We start from the raw sequence: 19442 nt of genomic DNA, 5'->3' as shown, positions 1-19442 counted from the left end.
GCTGGCGCTACTCCAAGCTCGACCCGCATCGCGACTTCCTGCTCCGCCGCGTGACCGAAAAGGACGACATCACCATGCCGCAGCTCGCCGCAGAACTGGCAGCCCTCGGCACGACGGTCACGCCCGCGTCAATCTCACACTGGTTCATCCGCCAGGGCTATAGCTTCAAAAAAAACGCTGCGGGCCAGCGAACAAGGACGCTCCGACGTGCGCCAAGCCCGCGAGCACTGGCGCACGAAGCGTCAGCCCCGCATGCGTCAGGAGCCGCACCGGCTCGTGTTTCTGGATGAGACCGGCACCTCCACCAAGATGACGCGCCTGCGCGGCCGCTGTCCCAAGGGGCAGCGCCTGTATGCCAAGGCGCCCTTCGGCCATTGGCTGACCCAAACCTTCATCGCGGGCCTGCGCTGCTATGGGCTGAGTGCCCCCTGGGTGATCGACGGGCCCATGACCCGGCGGATCTTTGAGACCTATGTGGAGACCCAGCTTGCTCCAACCCTGTCGCAGGGCGACGTGGTGATCCTCGACAACCTGCCGGCGCACAAAAGCGAGAAAGCCGCGCAGTTTCTCAAGCAAAAGGGCGCCTGGTTCCTGTTCCTGCCACCCTACAGTCCGGATCTGAACCCGATTGAGCAGGTCTTCTCCCAGATCAAAGCCCATCTGCGCAAAGCCGAAGCCCGAACCGTCGAGGCGCTCTGGCGGGCCATCGGCGACATCTGTGATCTCGTCGAGCCCGAGGCATGCCGTAACTACTTCACCGCGGCCGGATACGGATTCGTCTGAATGACCGGTGCTCTAGTGGCGATTTGGAATTTGTAGGATGCTTGCTGTAGAGGCGCTTGAGGCAGAACTCATGCTCGTGTGAGCCATATTTTTCAATGTGTCGAGTAAACAGAAACGATCTCAGTCTCCCAGCTCTAGGCCGCAGTGTACCGCATTCCTTGTAACGTAGTCCGAAGGGTGGCGACCACAGACGTGAGGTCACTAACTGCAACGCCTGTAGTGTGATGCAGGGCGCAGGGGACGGCATGCTCCCCACTGAAACTCTGATCTTGACCCCGACAAAGGAAGATGGTGGCGCAAATTCAGAGAGCCATGAACTGAGGACCTCACCGGTCCTCCCGTGAGGTGCTGGGCGCTTCAACTCACTGAAGCGCCCAGCACACTCCTCAACCGGTCTGCAGAGGCTCAATGATCCGTATCATTGAACGTCACAGAACTTGAGTTTGGATAAGAACGGGACTGATATGGCGCCATAGACGTCATGCAGAAACTGTTTGGTTTCATCGCTCCACCGATCTTGCGGAAGGTGGAAGCTAGCCCGAAGATTTTGTGTTTGCTTGCGCCAGCGCTCCACCGGAACCCTGCACAGGGTCCATCCGATCTTCTCGATCCGGGCAATATCTGCTGCTTCCTGCAATGGGTGCCGGAGGCCAGTAAAGTAAAAGCACACATCATTGTGCTTCACACTGCTTTGCTTCAGACCACTTCTTCGGAAACCAGCGATGAACTGGGGAAATCTGTGCACAGAAACCGACTCTCCCCTCAGCCACCTCTGTATTGCTCGAAAAGCAATATCATGCTCATCGGCTGGGTCTACATCAGGACTGGGCTCGGTAACTGGGAGGATAACAGACGTGCGGCGCACATATCTCCAGTAATCTCTAAAGGCTTGAGCTCCATCGCTGTCGCTGTTCGCCAATAAGTCAATGTCGAAAGAATGGTAGACGAAGTTCTTTGACCTCGCGCGAGTTGCCAGCACATTCACTCGCTTGGCAGCGCCGGGTTGGGAGAGAAGGCCGAGATTTGCAATAAACCGCCTTTCGCAATCGGGACCGTAGGTAGTCGAGACAAGAATAATGTCACGCTCATCCCCCTGAACATTGTCAAGCGTCTTGACGAACAACGTCTCAGACTTACTGCGCCCTGCGAGATCAGTTTCCGAAAAGCCTTCGCTTTCAAGCGCATCCGGTAGCAGCGCCAGGATGAGGTCGCGCTGGCTTTCATTCATCGTGATGATACCAACCGAACGCGGAGTGAACAAATGGTCCGGATCGTCTCGTCGCGATCGATTCTCCTTTGCGAGAGCTACTGCTTTAGAAATTATCGCCTTGGCTTCTACGGCATTATCTCTATTGCCGCCACGATCATAGATTGCGTCAGGCACGAACTGAAAGGATACACCGAGTGAACCATCGCGTACAGGTGATGGGATGATGTCGAGTTCGCTATTATAGAAACGCTTATTTGAGAACAGGATGAGGCTTTCATGCTGTGATCGATAATGTTGTTTTAGCATGACTGAAGGCAGACCAAGATGGATGACATGGTCCAGCAGGCTTCGCGCCATCCCTGCGGTATCCTGGGATTGGCCCACGCGATCAAAGAGGTTATTAGGTGCCATCTGCTGGGAGTCGCCAATAACAATGACTTGCGTTGCCAGAGCAGCAACAACGGCGGCATGGGAGAGCCTGATCTGAGAAGCCTCATCAATGACGACAGCATCAAAAGCGAATCCATTTGGGACCTTGAGCGCTGCCACAGCCGGGGTTGCAACCGCGAACAAGACGTCAGCCGCTAACGCTGGTCCGCTTTCTTTCAGAAAAACAGGCAAGGGGAGTTTTCTGGTCCTCTCAGGCCAACGAGTAGCAATGACCTCAAGAGCCGCTGCTTTTTCAGCAGAGACAAGGACGCGCTTTCCATCATTGAGAAGATTGGCCACGATGTTGACGATGGTTTGCGACTTGCCCGTGCCGGGCGGTCCCTGCAGAACAAATGAGTGCCCTGCCCTTGCAGCCGAAATCGCCTCATCTTGGCTAAGATCCGCATTGACGATGTGAAGGTTTGGTGTTTCAGGACCGATTGCAATCGGTCCTGAACTCTTGCCTGCGAGTATCCGGAGCGCACCAACCTCTGTTAGGTGAGGCCTCGCGGAAAGGTCGAGCGCGCGATACATGGCAGCGCTCTTGCCTGCATACAGGTTGAGGTTGGCGCGAGGGTTGTAACCAAGAACGGCGATCCTACGGGCTTTATTCGGCTCAACTTGATGCGTACTTATTGACAGAGCTTGGGATGGTGGCTTTGTCGGGTCGATCACGATTGTAATCCCGAGCGAGGCTGCAAAGATCGGAAAGATCTCGTTGGGCTCGATTGACCCTGCCGGTGCGATCATAAAATCCTTCGTGATGTTAACCGGTATGGTAAACAAGGGCGCATTTCGGATTATCCCCTCGGCATCTCTCCAAGCAATGGTGCCAATTGCCAAACGTTTTGTTTCGATGCCCTGCTCGCTTGCGATTGCCTCGGCGTCCGCACGAAGCGAGATAACGGCCCGTCTCAATTCCGATTCGGTTCCCTGCGACTGTGGAGCAAGCAGCAGCGGAGCACTGCCGATTTGCAGGCAAGTGTTCTGACGAAGCAGTAGTTGATACAGAATGTCGGGATCGATTTCGAAATCGATTGAACGTCCGCGTGTGCCCTGTGGGAGCGCTATCATCTTGTTGCGTAGGCTGAGATCTGTGAGCGCTCTGTAGGCGTCGCTCACGAATCCCGCTGCGGTGCTAGATGTAAAAGATCCTTGCATTTTATTTCTAGAATCAAGCGTTATAGTTTCTGTACGAGAATTAAATACAGGATATGGCAGCGCTTTGCACTCTTGAATGGAAAGCTCCTCCTGAGATGCTCGGCTTCGGCACGGTGCTTTGCTCGGACGGAATATCTATCCAGAGGTAGCTATGGCGATGAACTGCTCAATGCGGTCTCGGAATGAGGAAGATTGGCGAAACCTGATCGCCTGAGACTTTGCTTCAATCTCAGGCCGTTGTTCACTAGGTGTGACTATGACAACAGAACGGCTAATTTTGAGCATACACCTCTGAAAACGAACACATCACGGGGCATCGTACGCATGCCTAATGGTCGCCATTTTTCCCGGAGGCCCACTACCCCGAGCCGATTTGGATCATGTGTACTCTCGATGATCCTACAGCCATTGCTAACGTCGCTTGCAAAGAGAGAAAGCACCGCCGAGAGTTCTATCTCATGCGATGCCTTCGCTATCTGCCAAACTTCTCGTCACCTCAGACGGCACGGATCGAGCCCTGTCGAAAGCTCGAGAAAGAAGCTCCCTGTCTGCTGACGGTTGAGGGCTTACTACTTGGCTTCAGGACCGAAGTCGGCCTTTGCTTTTGCAAAGACGTCATATGGATGGTTGTGCTCTTTTGTAGTCTTCGCAAACATGTTCGCCATCAACTCATCGCTGAAGCATATTGCACCGATCGTAGTCGCGGTTTCAATTGATTTGAGGATAGCGGGATAACCAACTCCGAAGCGGCCGGAGTTGAAGATCTGCACGGACGCGCCAAACACGGGCATTTGGATCTCTTTGGTTGTAAAGTCCTCAGAGAGATCCGCACTTTCACCACCTACGTTGGTTACAAACGACAGCGAGCTGTCATCGGGATCTGATACTGGAACGGCATCCTGAGAATTCAATCGATCTGACATTGAACCTGTCCTCCTTCTATGTCCGCGGATTATTTCGTGATCGCGCTGCTGGGGTAGAGCGAGGCCGCTCGGAAGGCCTGCACCGTCGAGAACATCCAATCGACAAAGTCCTTTTCCGCAGCAGAACCCATGAAGGAGCTGAGGCCAAAGCGGCTTGAATAATCGCGGTATGTCAGGTTGCGCATCGCCTTAAGTGAAATCCAGTCGACTTGCATCTTCTGCCAAACTGAAGTTTTGCACCGCTCCAATCTTACGGTGCTGGCCTTTACGTCCGAGATAAGCTTCATCATGTTTTGATATTCTGCAGTGCCGCTGACTCTGTCGAATTTCCCTTCATGCTCATTGAAGACGACGATGTACCTGGCAACCGGCAAATACTTCTGTTTGGCTTCTGCGAGCCGGATCAGGTCGCAGGCATCGGAAAGGCTCTGTGCTTGTGCTGTTACTGGGATCACCAGCCAGGTCGGAGGCGCTTCTTGAAGCACACGCCCCGCATCAATCTCGATTGCCCAGTCCCAGATTGCCGGCAGGACGTTTGCTCCCACGTCCACAAGGACATTGCCCTCGGCAAGACCTTGGCCCAAGGGCTCCCAATATCTCAACATTTCGTCAGTGTTGGAACGGATGGATTGGATCGTCGCTCCGATGCCGAGTTCTTCTACGGCGTCTTCCGCTTCAAGGAAGCGAGCCAGCTTTGACTTTGTGGCACTTCCGTCGTCCCCGGCTGTATCTGCAGCCATGACCTTAAGCGGTTCACCACACTCTTTAAAGATGAGATGAACAACTTGTGACACCAGGGTCTTTCCCTGACCACCGGTACGGGTAGCAACTATGATCGAACACTTGGAATTACTTGTGTGAAGGGAGTGATCCATATTGGGTCTCTCATAATTTATCGGGCTTGCCGGCAACAAGAGTGTGGCTTTGGAGGCGATTGCATCCTGTGTTGAAGCCTGCATTGATCGTTGCATCATCCGCGTCCAACCCGTTAAAAGCCAAAACGCGAATCGTGAAGCACCATGCGTTCTAATTCGTTTTGTCGATTTATAAATAGCAAACCCGCATTACGGATCGCAAGGCCTCACTGTGCCCGCTCTCCACATGTCATGTTGTTAGGTTAATATGAGTAGGCCGCAGTCCGTGCGTTTCACGGCAACTGCTTTACTTGTGCCGTTCGCACGCTTCAGCGAGCACATTGAGGGTTAGGAGCGCGGGATCTCACGACGTTGCCACTCCGGGGAATCCGCCACCTGCCCCCGGAAGGGGTGCCTGAAGGTTATGTACAGACGCGATACCGGGATTGCGTCGGCCTTGCTCCATTTCGCGTCTCCGCCAGAGGACCTTGGGTTGGAATCAGCTGCGGTCGATCTGGGCGCGCAACTCAGCCTGTACGGCATGAAGCCGGTCCCGGCAGATCTCGTACGACTCCATGGCCCTGCGGGTGTCCTCCAGCAGCAGGTCGACATCAGCGGACCCGCCGCTCCGTAGCCGCTCGGCGATCGCTTGCAGAATGCCATAGTGCTTAGCGTAAAGACCCGTAGTCATGGCCTGGCTGTTCTCAGAGTTATGCATCGTCATGTTCGTTCCTTTGTTACTTGGTAAAGGTGGTCGGATCAGCGCGGCGGACCTGCACGGCTCCGTCCGCGAGACTTAAGGTGAGAGGCGCTCCGCCGATCTGAGCAACATGGCGGACCGGATGGCGGTTATGGTCGAGCACGAGGGCAAAGCCACGCGCGAGGGTGCCCTCAATGCTGAGTGCGCGGATTTCCCGGTGAGTCCCCTCGAGAGCAAGACCGACACGGTCCAGCGCCTGCTGCAACAGGCAGGTGATCTCGCACCGCAGCCGTTCAAGCTCCCGGTTCTCACACTTCAGGACAGCCAGAAACAGCCCGCTGCGAGTTCCAGTGAGTTCGCGGATCAGCCGTTCCAGATCCTGCTGACTTTCATCCAGGCGGGTCTGCAGGAAATGCTGGCAGGTAGTCGCCGTCTGTCGTGCACTATCGATCCGGTACTCGTGCTGATGAAGGCAGGCTGCGGCATCCCGCAGGATCCTCTCCCGCCGATCCTGTAGAAGCTGGGCCTGCTGCTCTATGCTGCTTTTCACCGCTTTGCGGATCGTGCGGTAGGCGATCATGACCTGCTCGGCCCGGTCACGGATCAGATCCTGAACCAGCCTGATCGCCTTGCTTGGGGTGTCGGTGGACTTCCAGGCCACCTCATCGAGCAGGGTGCGATCCGTGGCATGGCCCAGCCCCGTGATCACTGGCACCGGAAAGGTGCAGATTAGCCGGGCCACATCCTCAAACACCAGTGAGGCTAGCCCAGCCGCGTGCCCTCCTCCGCGCACGAGCAGGAGCACGTCGAGCCCCTCGCCTTGCGCTACCTCCCCAGCCTGCTTCAGGGCAGCACACAGCGACTTCCGGGCTCCGGAGCCCTCGAAGCTGGCCGGAAACGACACCGCGGTAGCGATGCCGACCCGCTCCAGCCGGCCAAGTTCGGAGAGAACGTCGGCATAGCCGGCTGATCGTTCGGGATGAACAACGCCGACGCGCAGAATGTCGGCCGGTGCAGGCAGCTGGCGCTGACGGCAGAGGACGCCATCCTCAATCAGCCGCAGACGAGCTCCGTCCCGCACCTGCTCCAGCCCTGATCCTGTGGGGAGCAGCTCAAGATCTGAAACGATGGGCTGCAGATGCCGGCTCGGGTGGAAAGAGGGCGTGATCCTCACCCAGGCGCCGCTCCCCCTCAGGGACGAGACGTCAAAGTCCTCACCCGTTGCTTGGCGCATCTGCTCGACCACTGTGGGCGGTACGAAGACACGCAGCCGGGCGCTCGTGGAGGGGTTCAGGGAATGGGGCTCGATTAGGTCGAGAGTGTAGCCTGAGCCTGCGCCGGAGACGGCAAGGATGATCGCCTCGACCCAGACCTCCTCCGGCAGGCCTGAGCGGATGACCCTCCCCGCCTCGGCCGTGAACTGCCTCAGGCCCCACCTTGGGATCGGGCGAGGCTCACTCTCCGGCGGCTCTGTGCCCATGCAGGCCAGCCGGTCGGGTTCATGCAGGTTCATGCATGGTGCTCCTGTTGTTTGTTATTGATGAAGGCTCCCTCTCCTGCCCTGATCGGGCTAGCTGCGTTGCGAGGCAGTCTTCTTCTTGAGGGGTTTGGCTTAGGCAGATGCACTTGAAAGAGGTTTGTCCCGACTGCTCGGTAGCAGATCTGCAAGACCGCTTAGGTGCTCTCAGGTGTCTTCCAGGGCACGAGCGAGATGTAGTGGAAGGTGATGAACAGCACGGTCAGGGACTTCTGCACGGCGATGCGCATCTCCTCCGGCTCCCTGGTGTCGACGTCATAGATCAGCGAGCAGCTCTGGCCCGTCCGGTCAGCCCGGGTCTCAGACCACATCAGCTCGATGTCCAGGTGCCCAGGCGTGTGGGTCACCACATAGCCGCCGATCCGGTGCGAGGCGGGCACGTTGAGAGTGAACGTTGTCTGTTTCTCCTCCCCTTCCAGGTTGATGTCGCCGATGCCGGCGGCATGCCCCTTGGCTCCGGGCCCGCGGCGTCTGAAGACACCGGTGAAGGAGATGCGGGAGCTGGGTGCCACTGGAACCAAGTCGATCAGCCAGCGGGCGGCACCGGCCGGGAAGGTAGGCCCGTCGGCTACCAGGCGGTCGAGGATGGCATGCGCCTCCAGCCTGGCGTTCAGGTCAATGTGATGTTCGTGCATGATGATAGGGCAGGTCTGTGGTCAGGCCGCACCCCGTCAGAGTGTGGTAAGGCGGCCTGATGATGAGAGGATCCGATCCTGAGCGCCTGCGTTCAGATCGGATGGTTTTTTTCCGGGGATTGTTTGTTTTCTTCCCTCAGAAGAGACACTCTTCTTCCAACTCTTACTCGGGAGGTCCTCAAGGACTACCGCTCGTAGGAACTGATGCTGCGCCAGCGCCTCTTCGCCCTCCTGCACGTTGAACTGCGGGGGCACCGGCTTCGGCGTTGTGCCGGCCTCCATAGCGGACGCGATGTCGTAGTGTCCGCTATCCACTATGCGACACGCGGCTTCCGTTGGGGCAACCGGACGTGCAAAGGTGTCAGTCATGCAAGAACCAGACCCCAGACAACGGACGAAACTGCTCAGGATCGGAATGCGGCAGTGCCGCTACATCGTCTCCGACGATCCTCGCCACGCCGTCTGCTGCGGAGCCCCAACGCCTGAGGGGTCGAGCTGGTGCGACTGGCACCGGAGGCTCGTCTATGTCTCGGCGCAACCCATCAGAAACCGGCGTGACGCCCTGGCGTCTTAGGCGGGCAATTCACAATGATCCCTCCGATATCTGGTCAGGGCGAGGGAGAGCTCACTCCAGCGTGCGCCACCGCCTCCTGTGCCGGTCACAGGTCCAGCCCGGAGACCGCGCCGTCGCGCGCCACGAGGGCGATCCGGATGCCGGCCCGCCTAACAAGGGGACGGCTCCGCCAAGTCTCCGCAAGTTTGCAGAAGACAGGTGTGTCCGGAACGGCCGCGACGACGATGTCATCGGCGGCGACATGGAACAGAAGCGCCTGGCCGAGTGCTGTCGTGAGCAGCGGGTACTCAGGGCTGCCGGACTTTCGGACCAGCGGCCCCTTCTTGCACTCGGCGACGATGCGGCGGCCGTTGACTGTGGCGACAACGTCGCCTTCGCCCGGCCGCGAGTGCACCCGGATGGTCTTGTCACCGCGGCGGTAAGTGCCGGTCCAGGCGTTCCGACCGACCTGCGGCTCCTTGGTCTGCTCCCATCGAGTGCCGGCCATGAAGCGTCCGATGTCGAATATGACGGCGTCGCCGACCTTGATGCTGGCCCCGTCGATCGCGACGCTGGCCATGGCTCCCGAGCCGGGAAGTGACAGGATGAACTCGGCCAGCCGCAGTGCCACCTCGGCCTCCGGCATGCGGTCATCGGGCAGTGCGAGGTCCGGCGGCCCTTGGTCAGTTCTACATTCGGATATCGCGGTCGTCGGCTTGTCCATCATCCCCTGGCTATGCCAGCCTCGGCACGATTTGAAAACTACCGCGACTGTACGAGAGACCATGCCCCGCCGGAGGATCCCACCCGTGTGCAATCTGTATTCGAGCTACACCACCCAGGAGGCCATGCGCCGGGCCTTCGAGGTCGCCCGCGACAGCGCCGGTAACGTCCCTCCCCTGCCGGCGATCTTTCCGGATCAGATGGCTCCCGTCATCCGGACCGTCGACGGCGAGCGCGAGCTGATCCAGATGCGCTGGGGCTTTCCGCCGCCGCCGAAGGTCGGCACCCAGCCGGTGACCAACGTACGCAACGTATCCTCGCCCTTCTGGCGCGCCTGGCTCAAGCCGCAGTACCGCTGCCTCGTGCCGCTTACCAGCTTCAGCGAGTACAAAGATACCAAGCCACGCAAGACACCGGTGTGGTTCGCGCTCAACCAGGAACGGCCCCTGGCAGCCTTCGCGGGTATCTGGCGGCCATGGACGGGAGTGCGCGGCACCAAGGCCGAGCCGGTCGAGGGCGAGCACCTGCTTTACTCGTTCCTCACATCCGAGCCGAACAGCGTCGTCGGGCCGATCCACCCGAAGGCCATGCCGGTCGTCCTCACCACACCGGAGGAGTACGAGACTTGGCTCACGGCGCCGGCGGAAGTGGCGCTCAAACTGCAGCGGCCGCTGCCCGATGACATGCTCGAAATCGTGGCCGAAGGTGCAAGATCGGACCAACCTGAGACAGATTGAACTGCTTGCAAGCTCCAAAGCTAGTTTTCAGGAGGTGTGCTGGACCTTGGTTGTGTTACTGAACCGTGTTGTAGCGTCGGCGCTGCAGCATGTGTCTCATCCTTGACTTCCTCAGCGCTCCTCAAGAGCTCGTTCACAGTCCGGACACTTTGAGGTTGCTGGACCGAGCTCGTAATAGCTTGTTTCCGGAGCCTGCGGTTCTTCCAGGCCAGCAGCATTTCTTGCCTCAGCCCTGGTCTGGGGTTCGGAAGGGTCCGCCAGATCGTCAGCGTGAACGCCTTTCCCACGGCGAGCACGAGGGCCAAGAGGGTCGGCGAGAAACTCTAATCCACTTGCGGTCATCCTCTCAGCGCCCGCTCGACACCATCAGTCGTGTGCACTGATGAAGCCCGCTCATACCATAACAAAGATCTAAGCGCGGCTTTCTCGCCCCGATATCTTCGACCAAAGTCCGCCTTCCTCGATCCTGCTGGCTGCTAAGGATAGAAGGCAACGAACCGGCCTCAAGAGCGCCTATCGATCATCTGTGTCATCCGCCACGAATGTTGACCATGAGACTGCTGCAAAAAGCTCAAAACTACTTCCGCAAGCCTGCATTGCCGCCTGTGATTCAAAGGCAAGCAGCCGCCCATGATGAGCACGTTGGCAGCTCACGGTCAAAGCGCGCTCAGATCAGGGACGTGCTGCGCCAGTACGAGAGAGGCAGCCTCACGGAAATAGAAGCCGTCGAAGAGTTGCTCAAGATCCTTCGCTGAGAACAATTCAGGCCCGCTGCGCTCCTCCCCTACCCGCTTCGCAGCAGATAGCCGCGCCGCCGCTTGCGCTGGAGCCACGTTTTAAGGGCTTCCACTGCACGTGTTTGGCTTTCGTAGAGCTCGATCCTTCTCTGCCCCGGCTGCCCGATGCGGCCCCATTGGCGGACCAGGGTCGCATCACCGAACAGGCTGGGTTCTATCGACGGGACGTAGTAACGAGCCATGTTGCAGGTGGGGTCACACCTGTCGAGCACCAGGTACTGGATCGTGTCTGTGGACATGCCTCCATGTTGTTCAAGTGTATGGGCGAGGTCCAATCAAAGTCCTGAATCAATCAGAGACTAACGATTCACGATGGTGATGCACCCTGCGAGCACAGGACGGCACTCTGGTCACCGTTAACCTTTGGCTCACCCTAAAGACAAACCACCTGGCTTGCGAGGGAGCAAACCCGGAGCGGAGCCATTATCCGACCACACTCCTGCTCATTCCTCCCTGCCGCAAACGGGTCGCATTGAGGCCCTCCTTTTTCTAGACACCTGAGAGTTCATCATGACCCAGAGATATTCGCCCTCACCTGTCGATTTCTCCCGGGTGATCATCCTGGCTCTCGGCTTTGGCACCATCACGGGATGGGGCATGTATGCCCTCTCCAGCCGATCCGCCGCCGAAGTGGAAAACCAGCTGCACGGACAGGTGAGACACCTGCACCAGATCCAGATGGACCTCCTGACTGAGCGACAGCGCACAACAACAGCCGTGGGCGACCTGGCGCAGTTGCAGTTTCAAGTATCGAAACTGCGGCAGGAAGCCGATCTTCTGACCCAAGCCAGAGACCTTGCCCAAGCCGAACTGGTGACTGCAGCGACCGGAATGAAGGATCTGATCAGTCAGCTGAACAGCTCCGGCAACGATGTCTTCACAACAGGTTCGATCAACACGAGCACAATTGATGCCCAGCCCCTCGTCACGGCCACAGCTCAGAAAGCCCTGACCAGACACGGCTACGGTCCTTTGAAGGCAGACGGCGTTGTTGGATCCGGCACCCGCAAGGCGATCAACGAGTTCCAGCGCGCCAACAAACTTCATGTGACGGGCGAGTTGGACGCTCCGACCCTGCGCCTTCTGACGCCCGGCAAGTTGGCCAACCAGTAGTCATCACGTTGGGAGCTCATGAGCACGATCTTCCCCTATGACATTCGTCGCCTCCTCATGGCCAGGAGCTCGACGGCCAGATCAATCGTGCCGGATTTCACCATGCGGGTGAGCGCGCGGAAGTAGCCGCCGGGGTTCTTGATCCGGCTATCGCCGCCGTTCCTGGCCGCGTCGTCCTCGTAGAGCTGCAGGACGTAGATCACCGCAATGGCCGCCCTGACGGGTCCCACCTCCTCGACGGCTTCGGCCCAGGCGCTTTCATGTGCCCCGAGCGAGGCTCGCAGGTAGCGGCCGGCTGAGACGATGTCGGCCAGATCCCGCACAGGCTGGCCGTAGTCGCTGATGGCCGGGCAAGCTTCAAGGATCAATTCCGGTGATAGGTGCTCCGGCGTTTGTTCGGTTGAACGAACCGCCCCAGCTTTCTTCGGAAAGCCCTTGTTACAAGACTCACTAGGAGATCCGTTGTTGTTATTAGTGTGGCGGCGGATTTCGCCGCCATTGCCCGCTTTTAAGAAGGCTTCCTCGCAAGCTCTCCTCAGGGCTGTCCACTGGTCCAAAGTATCGTGGGGCATAACCTTCATGCTGCGGGCCGGTGTCCTGGCTTTCAAGCCTTTGACCTGCTCCTCAAGATCTGAGCGGTCCAGCTCCGGATAGTGCTCCGCCAAGGCGCTCAGGGCCTCCTCAGCGGCCCTGCGGGCGATGGTGATCTCGTCGAAGGCGCGCTTGCGGGCCTCGCGGGCCTGCTTCTGCTCGATCAGCCGCTCGGCCCACTCCCCTCGCCTAGCATAGACCGGCGTCAGGTCGAACCCGAAGGCATCGATGATCTCTCCCGCCAAGTCTTTGACAGCGTAGCGCTTGCCGTTGGGAGACTCCTTGGGAACGATCAGCTGCAGGTCGATCAGAACGCGGAAAGCCGCCCTGATGGCCCGCTCGGACTTCCCGGTTCGGGTCACCAGATAGTCGTTGGATGGCCATACCAGTAGCCTGTCCCACTCCTGCTCGCCCCAGCAGGCCACGAGCTCGGACAGAACCCAACGGGCTCCTGATTTTAGATTCAGGGCCTTGGCTGCCTCCCGAGCGGCTGCCGATAGTTCTTTGCGCGTTACGGTGCGCCCGGTTTCGAGCGCAAGTTCTCTTGCGACCAGAGCGGCATGTCTCAGCCGCCGGCCTCCTGACGATGCGAGTTGCATCGTACCCTCCATGTTGAGGGCAAAGCGGGAGTGTTCACCGGAACCGATGCTCTTGACATTCAGCTTGTCGGGATGGCATAAGGATTGTCGCCAAACAGATCCAAATGCCCACCCTCGCGGTGGTCTCCAAAGGCCCTCGAAGTTTCCAGCTTCGTGGGCCTTTTGCTTTGCCTAGTTTACGTCACCGTGTTTGGCTCCTTCCGAACAAAGGTGGTCTCAAGGGCGTGGTTGATGGCGTCCTGGCGTGTCTTGAAGCGGCCGCTCTCGACAGCTTGGTCGATTGCAGCCCCAATCAACTGAGGAACCCAGACGTTCATCTCCCGGTCACCCCGCTCGCGGCGAGCTTTCCGGAGGCGCTGAACACGCTCGATCCCTTTCACGTCAGGCATGGCACTCCACCCCATCGCACTTGTGACAGTTACGAGAAATGACCGATTCTGAGTTGGCTGTGGAGTCGCGCGTCAAGAATCCATTCACAATAGATCGATTCAGCGGTGGGAAACTTCTTTAGCTAGAATCATTTAGCTGAAAAGGCCGAGTCAATTCGCATGTAAAAGCCCGGTTCCCGGTGATTCTCATTTACGCACTTGATTCGAGAATGCTTAGTATTCGGCTCAAGGATCAACTCGCGGGCTGGATTATGATTCGAGAACGGCGCGCTGATGTGGTTAACGACTATCAGCGGGACCACAAATCCGGTCGGGTATTTGGATTGGATTCAAGACTGGCGATTGCAGGACCGTCTCGTAGGCCGGTTCAATCCCAAATAACTCGAAGTGCTCGAACCTCTTTTAAAGGGCATAGCGAACAAGGGAAATGTACCGAGAACTCGGAATGGGCTTTGGCACGGTGAAAGTTGGCTTTGTCGTAAGTTTTAGCTGAGGACAGAAAGATGTCTGAGCAGCCTGTTGCTGCTTATGCGGCGAGCCGCTCGAACTGATCAGCGAGCGATAGATGCCGATCATGGGGCACATTTGCCCTGCCCTTTGCGCATCATGTGAACCATTTCGATGCCGCCCAAGATCGCACGGGCGCTGTCTATGGACTTGAACCCAAGCATTGGGCGCACCCGTCGCTTGATGGCACGATGATCCTGCTCAATACGACTGTTCAAGTAGGCACTTTGCCGGATGCGAATAGGCTTCAGAGGCGTCTTGATCGATCCTAGAGCCGGTCTGAACTATCACACGACAGGAGGGTTTCGCGATTGGTCTGGCTGCCGTCGATGACGCTCCGCTCGGGCCGGCCGTGCCGCTTGAGCGCGTTGCGCAGAAACCGCTTGGCTGCCTTGAGATTGCGCCGCTCGCTGAACCAGAACTCGACCGTGTCGCCGTTGCTGTCGATCGCCCGGTAAAGGTACATCCAGCGACCTCTGACCTTGATGTAGGTCTCGTCGACGTTCCACCCGGCTGTGACGGCTCGCTTGCGGGCGTCCAAGCGCTTCAGAAGTTCGGGTGAATAGCGCACAATCCATCGGTGAATAGTCGCGTGGTCGACCGAGATGCCTCGCTCGGCCATCATCTCCTCGAGGTTTCGCAGGATTAAGTTATAGGCCAGTTACCATCGGATGCAGAGCAGGATTACCGAACGATCAAAATGCCTGCCCTTGAACACGCTGCCCTCCGCTGTCGAGACCGCGGGACTGCTGGCTGAAACTCTGAAACAATTTCTTGCGACAGATCCGTTTCAACAAGAGATCCTATGCCTGACGAGCTCCGCTCCCCGATCAAGCACCATCTGGTGCTGCACCGGATCGACCCGGAGCAGAGGATCCGGCGCTTCTACGCGCTGATGATCGAGCGGGACCTGTTCGGGACCGTGCGCCTGGTGCGCAACTGGGGCCGGATCGGCACCAACGGGCAGGAGCTGGTCGAGGTGTTCCCTGGCGAAGTCGAGGCCGGCCTGGCGCTTGAGGCAGTCGCCCGGGTCAAGCGGCGACGCGGATATCAGGATTTGTAATGCAGGCGTAAAAAACCCTGCCCGTTGCGGGGCAGGGTTGAGTTCTCCTCGCCTTCGGAGCCTTCCGAAAACTGGACCAATAGCGCACACGGCACCTGCTGTGTCAAATCCACGAAGTGTTAACGTCTCGGTAAGCACAGTTGTAGCCTAGGCCTCAACAAGCAGGCCCTAAACCGGAGTGGTGTTGTATCTTTATCATAGCCTTTCTTTCACGCCTCCCCATAAACTGCTTTAAGATTTCTTCGCCCAAAGGATTCTCCTCATGAAAACCCGTCTTCTCGGCCTGCTGGCCGCCACGGCCCTCGTCACCGCTGGCATCTCCGCCGCGTCCGCTGCCGACCTGCCTTCCCGCGCTGCTCCTCTGGCTCCGGTGTTCGCTCCTGTTCCGGTCTTCACCTGGACCGGCTTCTACGTCGGTGGTCAGGTCGGCTATGGCTGGAACGCCAACGACAATGACTTCGTGCTTCCGGGCGGCTTCGTCGTGCAGAGCGGCGATTTTGGTGACAGCGGCGACGGCTTCCTGGCCGGTGTCCATGCTGGCTACAATGTCCAGCTGGGCTCGTTCGTGCTCGGTGTCGAAGGCGACATCGAAGGCGTGTTCGGCGACGACGATGACGATGATGTGGTCATCGTTGGCCCCGGCGGCGCCGTGTTCACGAACTACGGCTTTGCTGGCAGCGCTCTCGACTGGCAGGGCTCGATCCGCGCTCGCGCCGGTTTCGCATTTGATCGCGCGTTGATCTACGCGACCGGTGGTTTTGCCTTCGCGGGCCTCTCGGACGGATTCGGTATCGTCGGTGACGATGACGACACGCTGACCGGCTGGACGCTTGGCGCTGGCGTGGAATATGCATTCACCAACAACCTGACGACCCGTCTGGAATACCGTTACACCAATTTCGATGGTGGTAGCAACGTGTTCAACGATGTCGATCTCGGCGACAACGAAATCGAGTTCCACACTGTTCGCGTGGGCCTGAGCTACAAGTTCGGCAGCTACTAAGATCCGTCTTTCACAGAGATAGAAAAGGCCCGGGGAAACCCGGGCCTTTTTGTTTACGTCTAGAGGCAAGGGGGGATGCGCTGCGAGAACCACCCTGCGATTTCGCATAAGGTCCAGTATGGAACGACGAACAAACCGCTCTGCACTGAGTTGGTATGTATCGTTTCAGGAAAGTACGGTGCCTCTGTTCTATTTCGACGTGCGTGAGGGGGCGAGCTTCACCCCTGATGAAGAGGGCCTTGAATTCGACAGCCTTGATGCCGCCGAACGCGAGGCAGCGGAATCTGCGGCTGAGATCGGCCGAGACCAACTGCCAAAGGGCGACGCTCGGGAGGTCACGATCGAGGTCAGGAACGAACACCGCCAGCGGGTGCTGACCGTCAAAGTCTCGATGGAAGTCGACCAGGTGGAGCCTCCGCCACAGCCTCCGCGTTGGTGAAAACCCGCCACGCAATTTCGTATAACACCTAGTATGGAATGAGCTTGCCGCATCCTTGAGCGACTTACAGATGGACGATGTGGAAGCCCAGGAGGACGAGTGCAGCGAGTGCCAAGACTGAAAGCCAAGTTAGACCAAGGCGGGTGGTCTTCACGTGCTGCGCTAGTTGGACCTCAATGCTCTCCAGCTTCTGCAGCTTCTTACTAAGTTCATAGTCTCGATCGTTCATTTTGCCGTGTGTAATCGTTTACATGCAGATTGTCTTTGCTATTTTGCAAACGCCGCCTTTCGAAAAAACCATGGAATAGTCTGCCGCGAAATCCGCATAAGCCTCAGTATGGAACGGTGCAGCCTACGAGGCTAATTTTCCCTGGGTATTTGAACTGGCAAAAAGAAAGCGCCCTCTCTTTCAAGGGGCGCTCCAAGGTCCGACCCGTAGGGGCAAAAATAACAAAGTCGGTATGGTCGATGTACTCATTCAAATCCTGCCTGTCAGTCGGGTATACGACAGATGTGCGAAGAAATACGCTGATTATCCTCTGAAAAATAGGCTTATTGTGCCACTTTAAGCTTATGTACTTATTGTACACCTTCGAGGAGGTATGTATACGGACTTCCTTCCCGTAGGGGCAAATACGGATTTCAGAGGGTCGCGAACACGGTCATAAGACCGGGCGCGGCCCTTTTTCCATGGCGCTCCAGCTCCCCCGTGCGTGTGAAGGCTGCTGCGCATCTCGCATAACACATGCCGCTTAGCCCCCGGCGCGAGATGACACGGGCCGCGCCGGTGGGGAAGTGGGTGGGGACGGAGTCGAAAACGGCCGCTTTCCCCTCGGCAGTATGGCGGAGGGTTGTCCGCCATACCGGCACCAACGGGCGAATTTCGCGGAAGGTCGTTTATGGAACTATGCTACGCCTGCTTGCCATTGAAGAGGGTTGGTTATGGGCGTGACGTCTGCGAGACAGCCTTTGCACGATTGGATCCTGCTCGGAGTGAACTTGGACTGGAAGCAGGGCGAGTTGGTGCTCAGCGTCTCCTGGCGTGGCGAAGCTAGTTCTATCGTCTGCTCCGACATTCAGATGCTGACAATTCCCCGTGCTTTCCCTTGGGGGCCAAGCGCCTTCATCTACGAAGTCAGGGGGCCAGGGACAGCCTCCGAGGGCTATGAACGGCTGGTAATCCAGATACAGTCCGGCGACGAAATCGAGATCATAGCCCGTCGCTTCAGTCTTCCAGCCGATCAACACCCAGATGCTGACGATCCCTCGCGCCTTCCAGGGGGCAGATAGGCACCCTTAATTCCGATAAGCCCTGTGTGGACGGCGCCTGCGTGGCAAGGGGTTTTTGGCGTTTTGACGATCTGGTCGTGGGCAGCCATGTGTTCGGCCTTGTGATGCGGCCTCATGACCGCGGGCCTTGATGAAGTTCGCGGATCAGGTCCCCAACATTTATGCTGCGTCAGAGCGCAACGGCTTATCACGGGTTTGTCTGATCCCCGGCTCGACCGGTTCGTCATCACACCATCACCACCTCCACCAACCTTGCAAACCTCTCATCCGGCTTCTGGGGGCAGCTTATGCGGCCGCAGCAGCCGGAGCGCGATAACCCTGGTTGCCCTGCAAGACGGCCCAGGCGACCCGAGCCAACTTGTTGGCGATGGCGACCTTGACGACGCCGGCTGGGCGGCGGGCCAAGAGCGCGTTGATCCATCCCGCAGCCGCTGAGGCTTTGCCGCGGGCATGCCGCAAGAGTGTCGTGGCCCCGAGCACCAAAAGCCGGCGCAGATATCGATCTCCTTCTTTGGAGATGTGCCCGAGCCGCACCTTGCCGCCTGTCCCACTCTGGCGTGGCACCAAGCCGATCCAGGCGGCCAGGTGGCGGCCCGAGCGGAAGGAGCGCGGATCCGAAATGGTGGCCGCAAGGGCGCTGGCCGTGATGATGCCGACGCCGGGGATCGTCTCCAGGCGCTGGCTGACCTCATTCGTGCGATGCCAGGCCAGGATCTCCTGCTCAGCCTCAGCAACCCGGACTTGGGCCTCCTCAAGTTGCGCGATGATCAGGCGCGCACACCGCCATGCCAGTTCCGGCAAGGCTGCCCCTCGGGTCTTCTCGGCCACTTCCCTGAGCTTGGGGACGCTCGGCAGCCCTTGGGGAGCAATGATGCCGTATTCGGCCAGATGACCACGCAGAGCATTGACCAGCATGGTCCGCTGCCGCACGAACAGCTCGCGTGTACGGTGGAGCATGAGCACGGCCTGCTGCTCAGAGCTCTTGATGGCCACATAGCGCATGGTCGGGCGGGTCACGGCCTCGCAAATGCCCGCCGCATCAAGGGCATCGCTTTTGCCGCGTTTGACATAGGGCTTCACATAAGCCGCAGGCATGAGCCGGACCTCGTGCCCGAGAGCCGCCAGCTCGCGCGCCCAGAAGTGGGCGGTGGAGCAGGCTTCCATGCCGATCAGGCAGGGCGGCAAGCGGCGGAAGAAGCCGATGAGCTCGCCTCGGCGGAGCTGACGGCGGATCAGAACCTGTCCGTTCCGATCGATGCCATGAACCTGGAACACATGCTTGGCGAGATCGAGACCTACTGTCGTGACTTGCATTGGAGCGGCTCCCTGTCTGGCGCTGAGGCAATCACCCTATCTCATAGGGCGCTGCCGGGAGCAGGCGTCGTCCACTCCATCATCTATGGAAT

At 58.5% G+C, this 19442-nt stretch carries 17 protein-coding genes and 2 pseudogenes; 7 read left to right on the top strand and 12 right to left on the bottom strand.

What is annotated here, in order from left to right:
* Positions 1 to 783 (top strand): annotated as a pseudogene (locus tag MA07_RS28350) (IS630 family transposase); the annotation flags it as partial.
* A 418-nt stretch (positions 784 to 1201) separates the two neighbouring features.
* Here the strand turns inward: MA07_RS28350 and MA07_RS01105 are convergent.
* The 7 genes from MA07_RS01105 to MA07_RS27395 form a co-directional block, all read right to left on the bottom strand.
* Positions 1202 to 3544 (bottom strand): AAA domain-containing protein, encoded by a 2343-nt coding sequence (locus MA07_RS01105; protein WP_160195353.1) that lies wholly within the window; start codon positions 3542 to 3544, stop codon positions 1202 to 1204.
* Between the two features lie 608 nt (positions 3545 to 4152).
* Entirely contained in the window at positions 4153 to 4506 is a 354-nt protein-coding gene (locus tag MA07_RS01100; protein ID WP_036345886.1) for a hypothetical protein, read from the bottom strand.
* 29 nt (positions 4507 to 4535) lie between these two features.
* The gene (locus tag MA07_RS01095; protein WP_036345884.1) at positions 4536 to 5381 is read right to left on the bottom strand and encodes a hypothetical protein; all 846 of its coding nucleotides are present in this window, start codon (positions 5379 to 5381) and stop codon (positions 4536 to 4538) included.
* 478 nt (positions 5382 to 5859) lie between these two features.
* Positions 5860 to 6084, bottom strand: coding sequence for an exodeoxyribonuclease VII small subunit (gene xseB / locus MA07_RS01090; RefSeq protein WP_036345881.1), 225 nt, complete (start codon positions 6082 to 6084; stop codon positions 5860 to 5862).
* A 13-nt stretch (positions 6085 to 6097) separates the two neighbouring features.
* Positions 6098 to 7573, bottom strand: a complete 1476-nt coding sequence (locus MA07_RS01085) for an exodeoxyribonuclease VII large subunit (protein WP_036345879.1) — start codon at positions 7571 to 7573, stop codon at positions 6098 to 6100.
* A gap of 161 nt (positions 7574 to 7734) precedes the next feature.
* A complete protein-coding gene (locus MA07_RS01080) occupies positions 7735 to 8232 on the bottom strand; it encodes a hypothetical protein (RefSeq protein ID WP_036345877.1) in 498 nt (165 codons plus the stop codon).
* Positions 8233 to 8891: 659 nt separating this feature from the next.
* Complete coding sequence (locus MA07_RS27395) at positions 8892 to 9509, bottom strand: hypothetical protein (RefSeq protein ID WP_081928695.1); 618 nt, start codon at positions 9507 to 9509, stop codon at positions 8892 to 8894.
* Positions 9510 to 9594: 85 nt separating this feature from the next.
* On the opposite strand from MA07_RS27395, the gene MA07_RS01065 reads away from it, so the two are divergent.
* Both MA07_RS01065 and MA07_RS01060 read left to right on the top strand, forming a co-directional pair.
* Complete coding sequence (locus MA07_RS01065) at positions 9595 to 10245, top strand: SOS response-associated peptidase (protein ID WP_036345871.1); 651 nt, start codon at positions 9595 to 9597, stop codon at positions 10243 to 10245.
* Positions 10246 to 10796: 551 nt separating this feature from the next.
* Positions 10797 to 11000, top strand: coding sequence for a hypothetical protein (locus MA07_RS01060; protein WP_152568671.1), 204 nt, complete (start codon positions 10797 to 10799; stop codon positions 10998 to 11000).
* 29 nt (positions 11001 to 11029) lie between these two features.
* On the opposite strand, the gene MA07_RS01055 is transcribed toward MA07_RS01060, so the two are convergent.
* Entirely contained in the window at positions 11030 to 11281 is a 252-nt protein-coding gene (locus MA07_RS01055; protein WP_036345865.1) for a WGR domain-containing protein, read from the bottom strand.
* A gap of 271 nt (positions 11282 to 11552) precedes the next feature.
* Here MA07_RS01055 and MA07_RS27390 point away from each other — a divergent pair, with 271 nt between their 5' ends.
* A complete protein-coding gene (locus MA07_RS27390) occupies positions 11553 to 12155 on the top strand; it encodes a peptidoglycan-binding domain-containing protein (protein ID WP_052002694.1) in 603 nt (200 codons plus the stop codon).
* Between the two features lie 35 nt (positions 12156 to 12190).
* Here MA07_RS27390 and repC read toward each other — a convergent pair whose 3' ends face one another.
* The 3 genes and pseudogenes from repC to MA07_RS01035 form a co-directional block, all read right to left on the bottom strand.
* Entirely contained in the window at positions 12191 to 13345 is a 1155-nt protein-coding gene (gene repC, locus MA07_RS01045) for a plasmid replication protein RepC (protein WP_036345862.1), read from the bottom strand.
* Positions 13346 to 13521: 176 nt separating this feature from the next.
* Positions 13522 to 13734, bottom strand: coding sequence for a hypothetical protein (locus MA07_RS01040; RefSeq protein ID WP_036345859.1), 213 nt, complete (start codon positions 13732 to 13734; stop codon positions 13522 to 13524).
* A 526-nt stretch (positions 13735 to 14260) separates the two neighbouring features.
* A pseudogene (locus MA07_RS01035) lies at positions 14261 to 14902 on the bottom strand (IS6 family transposase).
* 144 nt (positions 14903 to 15046) lie between these two features.
* Between MA07_RS01035 and MA07_RS01030 the strand changes: the two are divergent.
* The 3 genes from MA07_RS01030 (at position 15047) to MA07_RS01020 (ending at position 16746) form a co-directional block, all read left to right on the top strand.
* On the top strand, positions 15047 to 15304 hold the full coding sequence (locus MA07_RS01030) for a WGR domain-containing protein (protein WP_036345856.1): 258 nt from the start codon (positions 15047 to 15049) through the stop codon (positions 15302 to 15304).
* Positions 15305 to 15566: 262 nt separating this feature from the next.
* A complete protein-coding gene (locus tag MA07_RS01025; protein WP_052002691.1) occupies positions 15567 to 16307 on the top strand; it encodes an outer membrane protein in 741 nt (246 codons plus the stop codon).
* Positions 16308 to 16485: 178 nt separating this feature from the next.
* On the top strand, positions 16486 to 16746 hold the full coding sequence (locus tag MA07_RS01020) for a hypothetical protein (RefSeq protein WP_036345853.1): 261 nt from the start codon (positions 16486 to 16488) through the stop codon (positions 16744 to 16746).
* A 1575-nt stretch (positions 16747 to 18321) separates the two neighbouring features.
* Here MA07_RS01020 and MA07_RS01005 read toward each other — a convergent pair.
* Complete coding sequence (locus MA07_RS01005; protein ID WP_036345843.1) at positions 18322 to 19350, bottom strand: IS110 family transposase; 1029 nt, start codon at positions 19348 to 19350, stop codon at positions 18322 to 18324.
* Between the last annotated feature and the right edge of the window lie 92 nt (positions 19351 to 19442).

This window comes from Microvirga sp. BSC39 (genome assembly GCF_000739015.1).
Classification (GTDB): domain Bacteria; phylum Pseudomonadota; class Alphaproteobacteria; order Rhizobiales; family Beijerinckiaceae; genus Microvirga.
Note: the sequence above shows the minus strand (reverse complement) of the source record. Positions and strands in the feature narration are given on the sequence as shown.

Excerpts from the sequence above, each read along its gene's own strand:
- xseB (WP_036345881.1), bottom strand. The coding sequence starts at position 6,084 with ATGACGATGCATAACTCTGAGAACAGCCAGGCCATGACTACGGGTCTT.
- MA07_RS01060 (WP_152568671.1), top strand. The coding sequence starts at position 10,797 with ATGAGACTGCTGCAAAAAGCTCAAAACTACTTCCGCAAGCCTGCATTG.
- MA07_RS01080 (WP_036345877.1), bottom strand. The coding sequence starts at position 8,232 with ATGCACGAACATCACATTGACCTGAACGCCAGGCTGGAGGCGCATGCC.
- MA07_RS01040 (WP_036345859.1), bottom strand. The coding sequence starts at position 13,734 with ATGCCTGACGTGAAAGGGATCGAGCGTGTTCAGCGCCTCCGGAAAGCT.
- MA07_RS01030 (WP_036345856.1), top strand. The coding sequence starts at position 15,047 with ATGCCTGACGAGCTCCGCTCCCCGATCAAGCACCATCTGGTGCTGCAC.
- MA07_RS01025 (WP_052002691.1), top strand. The coding sequence starts at position 15,567 with ATGAAAACCCGTCTTCTCGGCCTGCTGGCCGCCACGGCCCTCGTCACC.
- MA07_RS01100 (WP_036345886.1), bottom strand. The coding sequence starts at position 4,506 with ATGTCAGATCGATTGAATTCTCAGGATGCCGTTCCAGTATCAGATCCC.
- MA07_RS01055 (WP_036345865.1), bottom strand. The coding sequence starts at position 11,281 with ATGTCCACAGACACGATCCAGTACCTGGTGCTCGACAGGTGTGACCCC.
- MA07_RS01095 (WP_036345884.1), bottom strand. The coding sequence starts at position 5,381 with ATGGATCACTCCCTTCACACAAGTAATTCCAAGTGTTCGATCATAGTT.
- MA07_RS01085 (WP_036345879.1), bottom strand. The coding sequence starts at position 7,573 with ATGAACCTGCATGAACCCGACCGGCTGGCCTGCATGGGCACAGAGCCG.
- MA07_RS27395 (WP_081928695.1), bottom strand. The coding sequence starts at position 9,509 with ATGGACAAGCCGACGACCGCGATATCCGAATGTAGAACTGACCAAGGG.
- MA07_RS27390 (WP_052002694.1), top strand. The coding sequence starts at position 11,553 with ATGACCCAGAGATATTCGCCCTCACCTGTCGATTTCTCCCGGGTGATC.
- repC (WP_036345862.1), bottom strand. The coding sequence starts at position 13,345 with ATGCAACTCGCATCGTCAGGAGGCCGGCGGCTGAGACATGCCGCTCTG.
- MA07_RS01005 (WP_036345843.1), bottom strand. The coding sequence starts at position 19,350 with ATGCAAGTCACGACAGTAGGTCTCGATCTCGCCAAGCATGTGTTCCAG.